Annotated in this window: 15 protein-coding genes and 1 other RNA gene; 11 read left to right on the top strand and 5 right to left on the bottom strand. The window is 71.7% G+C overall.

Annotation, left to right across the window (positions count from 1 at the left end):
• Nucleotides 1-20 precede the first annotated feature (20 nt).
• Nucleotides 21-1,130: a peptide chain release factor 2 gene (gene prfB / locus AB0O21_RS33490; protein ID WP_365177399.1), complete on the top strand. Its 1,110-nt coding sequence runs from the start codon at nt 21-23 to the stop codon at nt 1,128-1,130.
• A gap of 76 nt (nt 1,131-1,206) precedes the next feature.
• On the opposite strand, the gene AB0O21_RS33485 is transcribed toward prfB, so the two are convergent.
• A complete protein-coding gene (locus AB0O21_RS33485) occupies nt 1,207-1,401 on the bottom strand; it encodes a hypothetical protein (protein ID WP_365177396.1) in 195 nt (64 codons plus the stop codon).
• A 238-nt stretch (nt 1,402-1,639) separates the two neighbouring features.
• Here AB0O21_RS33485 and ftsE point away from each other — a divergent pair, with 238 nt between their 5' ends.
• The 5 genes from ftsE to ssrA all read left to right on the top strand — a co-directional run bounded on the left by ftsE (nt 1,640) and on the right by ssrA (nt 5,540).
• Nucleotides 1,640-2,329, top strand: coding sequence for a cell division ATP-binding protein FtsE (ftsE, locus tag AB0O21_RS33480; protein WP_030771648.1), 690 nt, complete (start codon nt 1,640-1,642; stop codon nt 2,327-2,329).
• A gap of 17 nt (nt 2,330-2,346) precedes the next feature.
• Nucleotides 2,347-3,315 (top strand): permease-like cell division protein FtsX, encoded by a 969-nt coding sequence (gene ftsX, locus AB0O21_RS33475; RefSeq protein ID WP_365177393.1) that lies wholly within the window; start codon nt 2,347-2,349, stop codon nt 3,313-3,315.
• 67 nt (nt 3,316-3,382) lie between these two features.
• A complete protein-coding gene (locus AB0O21_RS33470) occupies nt 3,383-4,564 on the top strand; it encodes a S41 family peptidase (protein ID WP_365177391.1) in 1,182 nt (393 codons plus the stop codon).
• 18 nt (nt 4,565-4,582) lie between these two features.
• Entirely contained in the window at nt 4,583-5,068 is a 486-nt protein-coding gene (smpB, locus tag AB0O21_RS33465) for an SsrA-binding protein SmpB (protein WP_365177388.1), read from the top strand.
• Nucleotides 5,069-5,151: 83 nt separating this feature from the next.
• Nucleotides 5,152-5,540: a transfer-messenger RNA gene (gene ssrA, locus AB0O21_RS33460) on the top strand.
• A 53-nt stretch (nt 5,541-5,593) separates the two neighbouring features.
• Here ssrA and AB0O21_RS33455 read toward each other — a convergent pair.
• The 4 genes from AB0O21_RS33455 to AB0O21_RS33440 all read right to left on the bottom strand — a co-directional run bounded on the left by AB0O21_RS33455 (nt 5,594) and on the right by AB0O21_RS33440 (nt 9,150).
• Nucleotides 5,594-5,851: a Txe/YoeB family addiction module toxin gene (locus AB0O21_RS33455; protein WP_365177385.1), complete on the bottom strand. Its 258-nt coding sequence runs from the start codon at nt 5,849-5,851 to the stop codon at nt 5,594-5,596.
• Nucleotides 5,848-6,123: a type II toxin-antitoxin system prevent-host-death family antitoxin gene (locus AB0O21_RS33450; RefSeq protein ID WP_365177382.1), complete on the bottom strand. Its 276-nt coding sequence runs from the start codon at nt 6,121-6,123 to the stop codon at nt 5,848-5,850. Before AB0O21_RS33450 ends, AB0O21_RS33455 begins: the two co-directional genes overlap by 4 nt.
• Nucleotides 6,124-6,254: 131 nt before the next feature.
• Nucleotides 6,255-7,769: an SH3 domain-containing protein gene (locus tag AB0O21_RS33445; protein ID WP_365177380.1), complete on the bottom strand. Its 1,515-nt coding sequence runs from the start codon at nt 7,767-7,769 to the stop codon at nt 6,255-6,257.
• Nucleotides 7,770-7,878: 109 nt separating this feature from the next.
• On the bottom strand, nt 7,879-9,150 hold the full coding sequence (locus AB0O21_RS33440; protein ID WP_365177377.1) for an MFS transporter: 1,272 nt from the start codon (nt 9,148-9,150) through the stop codon (nt 7,879-7,881).
• An 84-nt stretch (nt 9,151-9,234) separates the two neighbouring features.
• On the opposite strand from AB0O21_RS33440, the gene AB0O21_RS33435 reads away from it, so the two are divergent.
• From AB0O21_RS33435 to AB0O21_RS33415, 5 genes are all read left to right on the top strand, one after another.
• Nucleotides 9,235-10,200 carry a LysR family transcriptional regulator gene (locus tag AB0O21_RS33435; RefSeq protein WP_365177374.1) on the top strand — a complete coding sequence of 322 codons (966 nt, stop codon included), beginning with the start codon at nt 9,235-9,237 and terminating at the stop codon, nt 10,198-10,200.
• A 97-nt stretch (nt 10,201-10,297) separates the two neighbouring features.
• Nucleotides 10,298-11,668 carry a nitrate/nitrite transporter gene (locus AB0O21_RS33430; RefSeq protein ID WP_365177371.1) on the top strand — a complete coding sequence of 457 codons (1,371 nt, stop codon included), beginning with the start codon at nt 10,298-10,300 and terminating at the stop codon, nt 11,666-11,668.
• Nucleotides 11,669-11,765: 97 nt separating this feature from the next.
• Complete coding sequence (locus AB0O21_RS33425) at nt 11,766-12,914, top strand: uroporphyrinogen-III synthase (RefSeq protein ID WP_365177368.1); 1,149 nt, start codon at nt 11,766-11,768, stop codon at nt 12,912-12,914.
• Between the two features lie 23 nt (nt 12,915-12,937).
• On the top strand, nt 12,938-13,486 hold the full coding sequence (locus AB0O21_RS33420) for a GNAT family protein (protein WP_365177365.1): 549 nt from the start codon (nt 12,938-12,940) through the stop codon (nt 13,484-13,486).
• Nucleotides 13,487-13,603: 117 nt separating this feature from the next.
• Nucleotides 13,604-14,152, top strand: a complete 549-nt coding sequence (locus tag AB0O21_RS33415; protein WP_365177362.1) for a CGNR zinc finger domain-containing protein — start codon at nt 13,604-13,606, stop codon at nt 14,150-14,152.
• Nucleotides 14,153-14,352: the final 200 nt, after the last annotated feature.

Genomic DNA, 14,352 nt, shown 5'->3' with positions numbered 1-14,352 from the left:
GGACCGGCTACGCTGGACCCGTGGCAGTCGTCGATGTTTCCGAAGAGCTGAAGTCCCTCTCCTCGACCATGGGGTCGATCGAGGCCGTCCTGGACCTCGACAAGCTGAGGGCAGAAATCGCCGTGCTCGAGGAGCAGGCCGCCGCGCCGTCCCTGTGGGACGACCCGGAGGCCGCTCAGAAGATCACGAGCAAGCTTTCGCACCTCCAGGCGGAGGTCCGCAAGACCGAGACCCTGCGCGGCCGCATCGACGACCTCGCGGTGCTCTTCGAGCTCGCCCAGGAAATGGACGACGCGGACACCCTGGCGGAGGCGGAAGCCGAGCTGACGTCCGTGCGCAAGGCGCTGGACGAGATGGAGGTCCGGACCCTGCTCTCCGGCGAGTACGCCGAGCGCGAGGCCCTGGTCAACATCCGCGCGGAGGCCGGAGGCGTCGACGCCTCCGACTTCGCCGAGCGCCTCCAGCGCATGTACCTGCGCTGGGCCGAGCGGCACGGCTACCCGACCGAGGTCTACGAGACCTCGTACGCGGAAGAGGCCGGCATCAAGTCGACCACCTTCGTCGTCAAGGCCCCCTACGCCTACGGCACCCTCTCCGTCGAGCAGGGCACGCACCGCCTCGTGCGCATCTCGCCCTTCGACAACCAGGGCCGCCGCCAGACCTCCTTCGCGGGCGTCGAGGTGCTGCCGGTCGTCGAGTCCAGCGACCACGTCGAGATCGACGAGGGCGAGCTGCGCATCGACGTGTACCGCGCCTCCGGCCCCGGCGGCCAGGGCGTCAACACCACCGACTCGGCCGTGCGCATCACGCACCTCCCGACCGGGATCGTGGTGTCCTGCCAGAACGAGCGCTCGCAGATCCAGAACAAGGCCAGCGCCATGAACGTCCTCCAGGCCAAGCTGCTCGAGCGGCGCCGCCAGGAGGAGCAGGCCAAGATGGACGCCCTCAAGGACGGCGGCAGCTCCTGGGGCAACCAGATGCGCTCCTACGTCCTGCACCCGTACCAGATGGTCAAGGACCTGCGGACGGAGTTCGAGGTCGGCAACCCGCAGGCGGTGCTCGACGGCGAGATCGACGGCTTCCTGGAGGCCGGTATCCGCTGGCGCAAGCAGCAGGAGCAGACCGCGTAGGACAGACATCGAGAAGGGCCCGGACACCTGTGGTGGCCGGGCCCTTCTCGATGTTCACGGCATGTGATCGGTACGCCTACGCGGTCTGCTGCGCCACCAGGACGAGCGCCGCCACGAGGATCACCATGAGCACGATGAGCGTCACGGGATTCAGGCCGGAGAAGGGGCCCTCCTGCTGCTGGAGGCGCTCCCGGTTCGCCCGGCACACCGGGCAGCGGCCCTGGCTGACGGGCGCGGCGCAGTTCGCGCACACGAGCCGGTCATATGTCATGCGCTCCTCCTCTCGTCCCCTTGGTCCTCTTACTCATGTACAACGGCACGGGGAACCACTCCGTTCCCCCTACCACTGTGCCAGCTTCGCCGACATTCGGCGCGGCCCGTCCGGGCAATCGCGGTCACAGGCCCCCCGGACCCGGGGACATATCGGGCAACTCCGGTAGCCGGGTCCACACCTCGCACTCGTTCGCGTATGGTCACGCACACCTACTCCCGGCGACCGTGGTGCACCCGTGATCCGATTCGACAGCGTCTCCAAGTCCTACCCGAAGCAGAGCCGTCCCGCACTCAGAGAAGTCTCCCTCGACATCGCGAAGGGCGAGTTCGTCTTCCTCGTCGGCTCCTCCGGCTCCGGCAAGTCCACCTTCCTGCGGCTCATCCTGCGCGAGGAGCGGGCGAGCCACGGCCAGGTGCACGTCCTGGGGAAGGACCTCGCCAAGCTCTCCAACTGGAAGGTGCCGCAGATGCGCCGCCAGCTGGGGACCGTCTTCCAGGACTTCCGCCTGCTCCCGAACAAGACGGTGGCCGAGAACGTCGCCTTCGCCCAGGAGGTCATCGGCAAGCCGCGCGGCGAGATCCGCAAGGCCGTCCCCCAGGTCCTCGAGCTCGTGGGGCTCGGCGGCAAGGAGGACCGGATGCCCGGCGAGCTCTCCGGCGGTGAGCAGCAGCGCGTGGCCATCGCCCGCGCCTTCGTCAACCGGCCCGCCCTGCTCATCGCGGACGAGCCCACCGGCAACCTCGACCCCCAGACCTCCGTCGGGATCATGAAGCTGCTGGACCGGATCAACCGGACCGGCACCACCGTGATCATGGCCACGCACGACCAGCAGATCGTGGACCAGATGCGCAAGCGCGTCATCGAACTCGAACAGGGCCGACTCGTACGCGACCAGTCGCGCGGCGTCTACGGCTACCAGCACTGAAAGGCCCTTGAGACGTCATGCGCGCCCAGTTCGTCATGTCGGAGATCGGCGTCGGCCTCCGTCGCAATCTCACCATGACCTTCGCGGTCATCATCTCCGTGGCCCTCTCGCTGGCCCTCTTCGGCAGCTCCCTGCTCATGCGCGAGCAGGTGACCAAGATGAAGGGCTACTGGTACGACAAGGCCAACGTCTCGATCTACCTCTGCAACAAGCAGGACGCCCAGGAGGCCAGCGAGGCCGCCGCCAAGCCCGACGGTTCGGCCGCGGGCTCCACGGGCGTCGCCACCTGCCGCAAGGGCGCGGTGACCGATGAGCAGAAGAGGCAGATCGAGGCCGAGCTCAAGCAGATGCCCCTGGTGAAGTCCGTCGCCTACGAATCGGCGGACGAGGCCTTCAAGCACTACCAGGAGCGCTTCGGCAACACGGCACTCGCCTCCTCCATCACCCCGGACCAGATGCAGGAGTCCTTCCGGGTCAAGCTGAAGAACCCGGAGAAGTACAAGGTCGTCACCTCCGCCTTCGCCGGCCGCGACGGCATCCACACCGTCGACGACCAGCGCCAGGCCATCGACGACCTGTTCCGGATCCTGAACTACCTCAACATCGCCGCGCTCGCCATCATGCTGATCATGCTGGTCGTGGCGCTGCTGCTGATCGTCAACACCGTGCGCGTCTCCGCCTTCAGCCGCAGGCGGGAGACCGGGATCATGCGGCTGGTCGGCGCGTCCAGCTTCTACATCCAGGTCCCCTTCATCATGGAGGCCGCCGTCGCCGGGCTCGTCGGCGCGCTCTTCGCCTGCGCGATGCTCGCCTCCGGCCAGTACTTCGTGATCGACCACGGTGTGAACCTGCGCGACAAGATCCAGCTCATCGACTTCCTCGGCTGGACCTCGGTGCTCGGCAAGCTCCCGTACGTCCTCTTCATCGGCCTGCTGATGCCCTCCATGGCCGCGTTCGTGGCTCTGCGCAAGTACCTGAAGGTGTGACAAGCGCCCCGCGAGCGGTCCGGCCAACCATCCGTACCGCAGCGGGGCTTGTCCTAGACTCGGCGCCATGCCGGGCTTGCCGAGTATTCCCGCCTTCTGTCTCCGGCCCCGCGACGCACGTCGCGGGGCCGTTTTGACGCTGGTCTTCCTCGCGTCCGTCACCGCCGCCGTGGGCACGGGCTGCTGGGACCGCGGGGAGAGCGCCGCCGCCGCACTCGTGGCGGACGCCCCCGAACCGCCCCGTGCCACGGGCACCGCCGACCGGGAGGCCGTGGCCCGCGCCGTCGCCGAGGCCGTCGCCGAGGGCAAGTCCGGCAAGAACGCCGCCCAGGAGGTGGTCAGCCGCAGCGGCGACCGCTGGGGCACCGTCTACGACCAGGGCGAGTACGCCGCCTTCGCCGAGGGCCTCGACGGCCGCTGGACCGGCGTCGGCCTGTGGGCCAAGCGGGCCCGCGACGGCCGGATCCAGGTCGACAAGGTCGAGCCCGACAGCCCCGCCGCCCGGGCCGGCCTGCGCGCCGGGGACCGGCTGCTGAGCGTCGACGGGCACGCCGTCACCGGCCTGGCCGTCGCCGACGTGATCTCCCTGCTGCGCGGCGAGGCCGGCACCCCCGTCGTACTGAACCTGACCCGCGACGGCGCCGACCTCACCGAGACGGTCCGCCGCGAGCAGCTGCGCACCGAGCCGGTGACCGTGCGCGAGCTCCCCGGCGGCATCACGGTCATCAAGGTGGCCTCCTTCACCCGCGGCTCCGGCGACCAGGTCAAGGCCGCCGTCCGCGCCGCCCCGCCCGGCGCCGGAGTCATGCTCGACCTGCGGGGCAACCCCGGCGGACTGGTCACCGAGGCGGTGACGGCCGCCTCCGCCTTCCTGGACGGCGGGCTCGTGGCCACGTACGACGTACGCGGAGACCAGCGCGCCCTCTACGCGACCCCGGGCGGCGACACGACCCGGCCGCTGGTGGCCCTCGTGGACGGCGGCACGATGAGCGCGGCCGAACTGGTGACGGGCGCCCTCCAGGACCGCGGCCGGGCGGTGGCGGTCGGCAGCCGCACCTTCGGCAAGGGCTCGGTGCAGATGCCGACGGAACTCCCCGACGGCTCGGTCGCCGAACTGACGGTCGGCACCTACCGCACGCCGGGGGGCCGCAGCCTGGACGGCAGCGGGATCACCCCGGACCTGGCGGCGGGCGAGCGGGCGGAGGAGCGGGCCGTCGCGGTATTGGGTGGCCTCGGGGTGGGTCGGTAGTGCGAAAATGACCGCACTATGGCTAAGGAAAAAGGGCGCAAGCTGATCGCCCAGAACAAGAAGGCGCGGCACGACTACACGATCCTCGACACCTACGAGTGCGGTCTCGTACTCACGGGCACCGAGGTCAAGTCCCTGCGCCAGGGCCGGGCCTCGCTGGTCGACGGCTTCGTGTCGGTGGAGAGCAACGAGGCGTGGCTCTACAACGTCCACGTGCCGGAGTACAGCCAGGGCACCTGGACCAACCACAGCGCCCGGCGCAAGCGCAAGCTCCTCATGCACCGCGAGGAGATCGACAAGCTGGCGCGCAAGGCGGACGAGGCGGGTCACACGGTCGTGCCGCTGACCCTGTACTTCAAGGACGGCCGGGCGAAGGTGGAGATCGCCCTGGCGAAGGGCAAGAAGGAGTACGACAAGCGCCAGACGCTCCGCGAGAAGCAGGACACCCGCGAGACGAACCGCGCGATCTCGGCGATCCGCCGCAAGCAGCGGGGCACCGTTTAACCTCCTGGCACACGGTGGTCCACTTCGCGTAGGATGGCGTCAGCACCACCTCACAGGGGTGGAGCAGTTTGAAAAATCAACATGGGGATGATCGGTTTCGACAGCGGATGTCGATGCAGGGGAAGCGAGCCGAGGAAGCGGCAATGATCTCGTAAACCATATGTCGCAAAAAATAATCGCCAACTCCAAGAGCGATAACTCCCGCTTCACCCTCGCTGCCTAATAACAGTGAGCTGAAGCCTCTGTGAGGAGCGTCAGCCCGGAAGTGGTCCCGGTCCGGATCCTGGCGTCAATTAGGGATCTAAACCTCTAGCCCCGGTCACGGGGGTTGGAGGGAAATCAAACAGTGACTGAGCCCGTCGGAGACTTGTCCGTGTGATCTCCGGGGCTGAGAAAAGCGCAGCGGAATGCGCTCGGAGAAGCCCTGCTTCTGCACCGTTGGACGCGGGTTCGATTCCCGCCATCTCCACTCATCCCATGTGGGCAAAGGCCCCGCAGCCTCTCGGCTGCGGGGCCTTTGTCATGTCAGTAGCGGTAGCGGGCCTTGAGGATCTTCACTTCTTTCTCGTCTGCCCGGTACACGAGGCGGTGCTCGTCGTCGATCCGGCGGGACCAGTAACCCGACAGCTCGCCCTTCAGCGGCTCGGGCTTCCCGATCCCGGTGAACGGGTCGCGCTGGATCTCGCCGATCAGGCGGGTGATCCTGCGAGCCATCTTCAGGTCCGAAGAAAGCCAGAACAGGAAGTCCTCCCAGGCGGCGGGGTCGAAGTGAACGCTCCTCATTCCTCGCCCCCGGACAACTCCCTCAGCTCGTCCAGGGTCTTGGCGACGGCGGACGCCCCTTCACGGTCGCGCGCGACAGCCTCCATCAAGCGCTGGGCGTTGGCGGGGGAGCGCAGGAGATAGACGGTCTCCTGCCACGAGTCGTAGTCGTCGGCGGACATGAGGACGGCGTCACCGCTCTTGGAGGTGATGCGCACCGGGGCGTGGTCGGTGTTGACCCGCTCGATCAGGGGGAACAGGGTTGCCCTGGCTTCGCTGGCGCTTATGGACATGGCGCCCACTCCTCTCTGAGTTGTACGGGTTCATGGTACAGGGTAGGTACCGGAAAGTGGTACGACTCGACTACGCAAAGGCCCCGCGGCCGGATGGCGGCCGCGGGGCCTTCGTCATGCGGGGAGGGGCGTCAGGAGCAGTACGAAACCTTGTTGAGGTTCAGCGCGTAGCGGGCCGTGATCCAGCCGGAGCCGTCGGCGAGCTTGTACCAGATCGCATTGCCGTCGACGCTCTGACCCTTGACCTTGCACTGCACGTTGACCACCGCGCCGCTGCCGATCTTGCCGACCTTCCCGTACTTGGTGCCGGGACCCGAGCGGACGCCCAGGCTCTTGCCCGGCTTGACGATCTTGGCCTTCGACTTGTGCGTGTGCTTCGGGGGCTTGGGCTTGCCGTGGTCGTGGTGGTGGCCGCCGCACTTCTTGCAGTGGCCGGGCTTGCCGGTGTCGCCCTTCGGGCCCTTGGGGCCCTGGGGTCCCTGCGGTCCCTGGGGGCCCTGCGGACCGGGCTTGCCGGGGCGGCCCTTCTTGCCCTTGTCACCCTTCTCGCCCTTGGGGCCCTGCGGGCCTTGCGGGCCCTGGGGACCCTGCGGGCCCTGCGGTCCGGGGGGACCGCCCGCGGGGCCCTGGGGTCCTTGCGGTCCCTGGGGGCCTTGCGGTCCCTGCGGGCCCTGGGGGCCTCCGGCCGGGCCCTGCGGTCCTTCCGGTCCCCGCGGGCCGGCCGGTCCGGCGTTGCCCGGGGTGCCCTGCGGGCCCTGGGGGCCGGGGACTCCCTGCGGTCCCTGGGGTCCCGGGGGGCCTCCGGCCGGGCCGGGGTTGCCCTGCGGTCCCTGCGGGCCGGCGGGGCCGGGGTTGCCCTGGTTGCCCTGCGGGCCCTGGGGGCCGGCCGGTCCGGGGTTGCCCTGCGGGCCTTGCGGGCCCTGCGGTCCCGGGGGGCCTCCGGCGGGGCCGGGGTTGCCCTGCGGGCCCTGGGGTCCGGCGGGTCCGCCGGGGCCGGCCGGGCCTTGCGGGCCCTGCGGGCCGGCGGGGCCCTGGTCGCCCTTGTCGCCCTTGTCGCCCTTGGGGCCGGGCTTGCCGGGCTTGCCGTGGTGGCCGGGCCTTCCGTCGTGGCCGTGGTGCCCGTCGTGTCCGTCGTCGCCCTTGTCGCCCTTCGGGCCCGCCACCGGGGTGGCGACGGCGAACAGTGCGGCGGGGGCGTCGGTGCCGGCCGCCCATTCGCCGCCGACCAGGGTGGTGCCCTGCGGGGCGTTCTTGTCGACCCGTACGGTCACGCCGAGCTGGGTCTGCGCGTTCGCCGCGAAGCGGAAGCCCGCGCGGGTGGCGGCGTTGCAGGTCAGCTGGCGTGCGTCGGCGGATCGCGTACACGTGGTGGCCGCGCGCTTGCCGTCCCAGTAGAAGCGGGCCTCCGGGAAGGTGGTCCGTTCCGGGGCGGTGATCCGGAAGGTGCTGCTGAGGGCCGGCTGCGAGCCGCCCTGGGCCGCGATGACGACGCGGCCCGTCATGCCGGGGGCGATCGAGGGGACGTACGGCTGGGAGAACCGGATGTTCGACGAGTCGGCCAGGGCCGGCACGGCCGGTACCAGAGCGGTCGCGGTGACGGCCGCGACGATCAGGGCCGACGAAACGGAGCGGGAAGCAGACAGCAAGGGGTGTTCCTCCGCACAGGGAAGGGCGTTGGGGGAAGACATCCCAGTTATTGCCGATCATGAGCGGCGCCGGTGCGTACCACGCGGGCACGATCACCCGCCCGCCGGATCAAATACGATTGATCGCCCGCCCTTTCGCCGCCACCGCAAGGGCCGCCAGCGCGGCCCCCGCGGGCAGTACGTACGCCACCACCGGGCCGGCGTGGTCGACCGTCAGGCCCGCGCACGCCGAACCGGCGGCGATACCGGCGAAAATGGCGGTGACGGCGAGGGTCATGCCCTCGTTGAGGCGCCCTTCGGGGGTGCGGGCGTGCACCCGGGACATCGCGGTGACCATCGTCGGGGCCGTGGCCATCCCGGCGAGGAGCAGGGCCACGCAAAGGGCGGCCAGGGAACCGGTGTTCGCCGCCGCCCACGGCAGGGTCATCAGCAGCGCCAGCGCGATCACGCAGGTCCGCAGCGAGCGGGGGCGCAGCGTGCCGTAGAGCAGGCCGGCCGCGCAGGAGCCCGCCGCCTGGAGGGCCAGCACCAGGCCGGAGGCCGCGCCCAGCCCGAGCTCGTCGAGGTGGGCGATGGAGGCGACCTCCATCGAGCCGAAGACCGTGCCGAGGGCCAGGAACAGGAGCAGCAGCGGCGCCAGGGCGCGCACGGGGGAGCCGCGCCGGGGCGCCGCCGTCACCGGGGGCTCCGTGGAGCGCTGGAGGGTGAAGACCACCATGCCAATGAGGAGCAGGGCCGCCCCGGCGAGGGTGCCCGCCTCGGGGAAGGCGGTGGTGCAGAGGAAGGCCGCGAGGACCGGGCCGAGCATGAAGGACAGCTCGTCGGCGGCCTGCTCGAAGGACATCGCCGTGTGGTGGGCGGCCGGGTCGCCGCGCAGCAGGTGCGTCCAGCGGGCGCGGGACAGGCCGCCGATGTTCGGGGTGGTCGCGGTCGCGGCGTAGGAGGCGAAGAGGGTCCAGGCCGGGGCCTCCGTACGGACGCACACGACCAGGCTGAGCGAGCCGAGGACGGCGATCAGCGCGGCCGGGAGGGCGATCCGGGCCTGCCCGTGGCGGTCGACGAGCCGGGCGGTCCAGGGCGCCACCAGCGCGGTCGCGGCCAGGCCGGTCGCGGTGACCGCGCCGGCGAGGGCGTACGAGCCGCGCTGGCCGGCGATCATCATGACCGCGCTGACCCCGAACATGCCCATGGGGAGCCGGGCGATGAGGTTCCCGGCGGTGAAGCCGCGGGTGCCGGGGAGGGCGAACAGGCGGCGGTACGGCCCGCGCGGCCGCCTGGTCCGGGCGGGTACCGGAGTGCGCGCCGGGGCGGCGATGACGAGGGTGGTGCCGGTGACGGTCATCCGGGGGGAGCGGGCGGTGGTGGCGGTGGTGGCGGGCATGGGTCAAGCCTCGGGCCGGGCCCGCGCCGTGGTCCAACACCTGTTCGGAGCCCATTCACGCCTTCGTGTTGTTAGTCTCCACGAGTGATACCCCGTGATGTGGAACCCCGCCTGCTGCGCGGGTTCGTCGCCGTCGCCGAGGAGCTCCACTTCACGCGCGCCGCCGCCCGCCTGTACGTCGCCCAGCAGGCACTCAGCAGGGACATCCGCCGGCTCGAACAGACCCTGGGCGCGGCCTTGTTCGTACGGACCACCCGCGCCGTCGAGCTTTCCGCCGACGGCGAGCGGCTGCTGCCGCTGGCGCGGCGGGTGCTGGCCGCGCACGAGGAGCTGGCCGCCGCCTTCACCGCACCCCGCGCCCTCCTCGTCGACCTCAACACCGACGGGCCCTGCACCCCCCGGACCGTGCTGGAGCGGGCCCGCGAACTCGCCCCGGACTGCGAGCTGATGGCCCGCTTCGAGAGCGGGCTCACCTACGCCGCCGCCGAGGTCGTCGCCGGGCGGCTCGACGTCTCCTTCGGGTACGCCGAAGGGCTCGACCCCGCACTGCGGGCGCGGCTCGCGGTGGCGCCCGTACGGTACGAGCCGCTCGCCGTGCTGCTGCCCGAGGACCACCCGCTGGCCGCGCTGGAATCCGTACCGCTGGACGCGCTGGCCGGGGAGACCGTGTACGCGGGCGCCGGGAACCCGCGGACCGTCGAGTGGACCGGGCTGGCGCGCGAGCTGTTCGCCGGGCGGGGCATCGAGGTGGCGCCGCCCGCGCCGGTGGCCATCGGCAAGGAGGAGTTCCTGCGGGTCATGGCCAAGACCCGCAACCCGGTGCTGGTGGCCGTCGGCTTCCTCGACATGCCGCAGTGCGTGAAGCGGCCGCTGACCGATCCGGTGCCGCTGTCGCCGCTGTCCATGGTGTGGAGGAGGGGCTTCACCCATCCCGGGCTGGACGCCCTGCGCGCGGCGGCCGCCGGCCTCGCCGCCGACGGCGGGTGGCTGGTTCCCCCTCCCGGCAGCCGACTGCCGAAGGGGCTCACACCCGGCCCCGGCGGTGGGTGAGAGCAAGGTTTCCCGGCGGTCATCCGGCGGGGACCGGGGCCGAAACGCGCCGTTCCTACGGTCGTCACCACGGACGCGACAGCTGTGGAGGCGTGTGATGACCGGTACGACCGCACCGCGCAGGGGAGGCCGCTGGATCGAGCAGTGGGATCCCGAGGACGAGACCTTCTGGAAGGAGACCGGCGAGCGGGTCGCCCGCCGCAACCTGGTCTACTCCGTGCTCTCCGAGCACATCGGCTTCTCCATCTGGACGCTCTGGTCCGTGATGGTCCTCTTCATGAGCCCCAAGTACGGGATCGACCCGGCCGGGAAGTTCTTCCTGATCGCCACCGCCACCTTCGTCGGCGCGCTCGTACGGGTGCCGTACACCTTCGCCGTCGCCCGCTTCGGCGGCCGGAACTGGACGGTCTTCAGCGCGCTGCTGCTGCTCGCGCCGACGGTGGCCGCACTGGTGGTCATGGAGCCCGGGACCTCGTACGGGACCTTCCTGCTCGTCGCGGCCCTCACCGGGGTGGGCGGCGGCAACTTCGCCTCGTCGATGACGAACATCAACGCCTTCTTCCCGCTGCGCAAGAAGGGCTGGGCGCTCGGCCTGAACGCCGGCGGCGGCAACATCGGCGTGCCCGTGGTGCAGCTGGCCGGACTGCTGGTCATCGCCACCGCCGGCGCCACGGAACCGCGGATCCTGCTGGCCGCCTACATCCCGCTCATCGTGATCGCGGCGGTGCTGGCGGCCGTACGGATGGACAACCTGGCACCCGTGCGCAACGACACGGGCGCGGTCCGCGAGGCCGTCAAGGACGCCCACACCTGGATCATGTCCTTCCTCTACATCGGCACCTTCGGCTCGTTCATCGGCTACAGCTTCGCCTTCGGGCTCGTGCTCCAGACCCAGTTCGGGCGCACCCCCCTCCAGGCCGCCTCGCTGACCTTCATCGGACCGCTGCTCGGCTCGCTGATCCGGCCGGTGGGCGGTGCCCTCGCGGACCGGTTCGGCGGGGCGCGGATCACCCTGGGGACCTTCGTGGCCATGGCGGCGGCGACCGGCGTGGTGGTCTTCGCCTCGCAGCGGCACTCGCTGGCGGTGTTCCTCGTCGGCTTCGTGGCGCTGTTCGTCCTCAGCGGGCTCGGCAACGGATCGACCTACAAGATGATCCCGGGCATCTTCCAGGCCAAGGCGCTGGCCCGCGGCATGAGCGGCGAGGCCGCGGCCGCCTACGGGCGACGGCTCTCCGGGGCCTCCATGGGGCTGATCGGGGCGGTCGGCGCGCTCGGCGGGCTCGGCATCAACCTGGTCTTCCGGGAGGCGTTCCTCAGCTCCGGATCGGGCACGGCGGCCTTCGTCACCTTCCTCGGCTTCTACGCCGTGTGCTGCGCGGTGACCTGGGCGGTATACCTTCGCCGGCCGGCGGCCGCGGTGCTCCCGACGGCCGGGGTCGAGGCGAAACCGCAGCTCACGTCGGTGTAACCGGGGCGAAATACGGGTGAACCGAGCCTGACACGCCACCTTGGCAGGCTCGGTCCACCCGTACCGCCCCCCGCACGCGTCAGCAAGGCAGGTCACGATGGACGACACCACCACCGGCCCCCTCGCGGGCTTCACCGTCGGAGTCACCGCGGCCCGGCGGGCGGACGAACTCATCGCCCTGCTGCGCCGCCGCGGGGCCGCCGTCGTGCACGCGCCGGCGCTGCGGATCGTGCCGCTGGCCGACGACAGCGAACTGCTCGCCGCCACGAAGGAACTCATCGGCTGCGCGCCGGACGTCGTGGTCGCCACCACCGCCATCGGCTTCCGCGGCTGGATCGAGGCCGCCGACGGGTGGGGGATCGGCGAGGAGCTGCTGGAGCGGCTGCGGGCCGCCGAACTGCTGGCGCGCGGGCCGAAGGTGAAGGGGGCCATCCGGGCCGCCGGGCTCGTGGAGACCTGGTCCCCGGACTCGGAGTCCCTCGCCGAGGTACTGGAACGGCTCCTCGCCGCCGGAGTCGCCGGGCGGCGGATCGCGCTCCAGCTGCACGGGGAACCGCTGCCCGGCTTCGTCGAGGCGCTGCGGGCCGGCGGGGCCGAGGTGGTGGTCGTCCCCGTGTACCGGTGGATGGCCCCGGAAGACCTGGCGCCGCTGGACCGGCTGCTGGACGCGGTGATCGGCGGCGGGATCGACGCGGTCAGCTTCACCTCCGCCCCGGCAGCGGCCTCCCTGCTGTCCCGCGCGGAGGAGCGGGGCGTACGGGAATCCCTGCTGGAGTCGCTGCGGGGCGGGGTGCTGTCCGCGTGCGTGGGGCCGGTGACCGCGCTGCCGCTGCAGGCGCACGGGGTGGACACCGTGCAGCCGGAGCGCTTCCGGCTGGGCCCGCTGGTCCAGCTGCTCTGCCAGGAGCTGCCGGGCCGGGCGAAGGTCCTGCCGGTGGCGGGGCACCGGCTCGAGGTCCGCGGGCACGCGGTGCTCGTCGACGCGGAACTGCGGCCCGTACCGCCCGCCGGGATGGCCCTGCTGCGGACGCTGGCGCGGCGGCCGGGGTGGGTGGTCTCGCGGGCCGAACTGCTGCGGGCACTGCCGGGGGCGGGCCGCGACGAACACGCCGTGGAGACGGCGATGGCCCGGCTGCGGGTGGCGCTGGGGGCGCCGAAGCTGATCCAGACGGTGGTCAAGCGGGGGTACCGGCTGTCGCTGGACGCGGGCGGGGAGGTCAAGTACGGGGACGTGCCGCTGGGTTGACCGGTGTGGGCTAGCGTGGCCGGATGATCACTGACGGGGTGGAGATGAGGGGCCTCGAGCTCGGCGACGCCGCCGCGCTGGCCGAGGCGTTCGCGCGCAACCGGGAGTACATGCGGGCGTACGAGCCGATCAGGCCGGAGGCCTACTACACCGAGGCGGGTCAGCGGGCCCGCATCGAGGACCTGCTCGCCGACCGGGACGGGGGGCGGCTGGTCCCGTGGGTGCTCGTCGAGACGGCCGGCGGTGCGGTGGTCGGCGCGATCAACCTGGGGTCCATCGCACTCGGGCCGCTGTGCAGCGGCGGGGTCGGCTACTGGGTCGACACGGCCTGGCACGGGAAGGGGCTGGCGACGGCCGCGCTGGCGGAGGTCCTGCGGGTCGCCCGCGAGGAGGTGGGGCTGCACCGGGTGGAGGCGGGGACGCTGGTCGACAACTTCGCCTCGCAGGCGGTGCTGCGGAAGTCCGGCTTCGAGGAGTACGGCCTCGCGCCGCGCTACCTCCACATCAACGGGGCCTGGCGCGACCACCGCCTCTTCCAGCGGCTGCTGCACGACGACCCGCCGGCCCGGTAGCCCCGGGGGCGCGCCGGGTTGCCGCTGCGCGGGACCGGTACCGGTTCGGGGGCTTCCGCATGCGCGCGCCGGGCGGCAATCTGGTGGCACGCCCCACGACGCGAGGCGGTGACGCGCATGCGGTTCGACTCAGGGCGGGTCTGCCTGGACCTGGTGGCCACTGAGCGCATCCGAGACGGCGACGAGCTGCGCACATGGCTCGCCGGAGCCGGCCTCGTCCCCGACCGGACGCCGCTTGCCCGCGTCGGCCCCGACTGGGTGGCGGCCTTCCAGACCCTGCGCCGGGACGTGGAGGCACTCGTACGGGCCGAACTCGACGGGACCGAACCGGAAGAGGCCGCCCTCGCCCGGGTCAACGCCCTGGCCGCGGGACCACCCCCCGGGCTGTGCGCCGTACGGGACCAGGACGGGCACCTCGTACGGGAGTTGTGCGGCGGAGTGGAATGCGGGGCGCTGCTCGCAGCGGTCGCCCGCGACGCCGTGGAGTTGCTGACCGACCCCGGCGACCTCGCGCTGCTGCGCGCCTGCGCGGGCGACGGCTGCGCCCGGGTCTACCTCGACACCTCCCGCGGCCACCGCCGCCGCTGGTGCTCCAGCGAACTGTGCGGCAACCGCGAGCGGGTGGCGCGGCACCGGCGGCGGGTGCTGGCGGCGGGGGGCGGGTAGGGAGCTTTGCCGCCGCGCGGGCGGGCCATCAGCATCTCGGCGCGCGGGGCCTGAACCGTTCGGCGGGGGCGGCAATTGGCGGGACCTTCACTGGGCGGAATCAGAGAGGGCGCGGGGGGTTTCCCGTCAGTCCCATGGTCCTTCCGTGTCGGGCCGGCCTGTAAAGGGCGCTCCTCCTTCGTCGTCGCGTCGCTTCGCGA

The sequence above is a fragment of the Streptomyces sp. NPDC091371 genome (assembly GCF_040684275.1).
Classification (GTDB): Bacteria; Actinomycetota; Actinomycetes; order Streptomycetales; family Streptomycetaceae; genus Streptomyces.
Note: the sequence above shows the minus strand (reverse complement) of the source record. Positions and strands in the feature narration are given on the sequence as shown.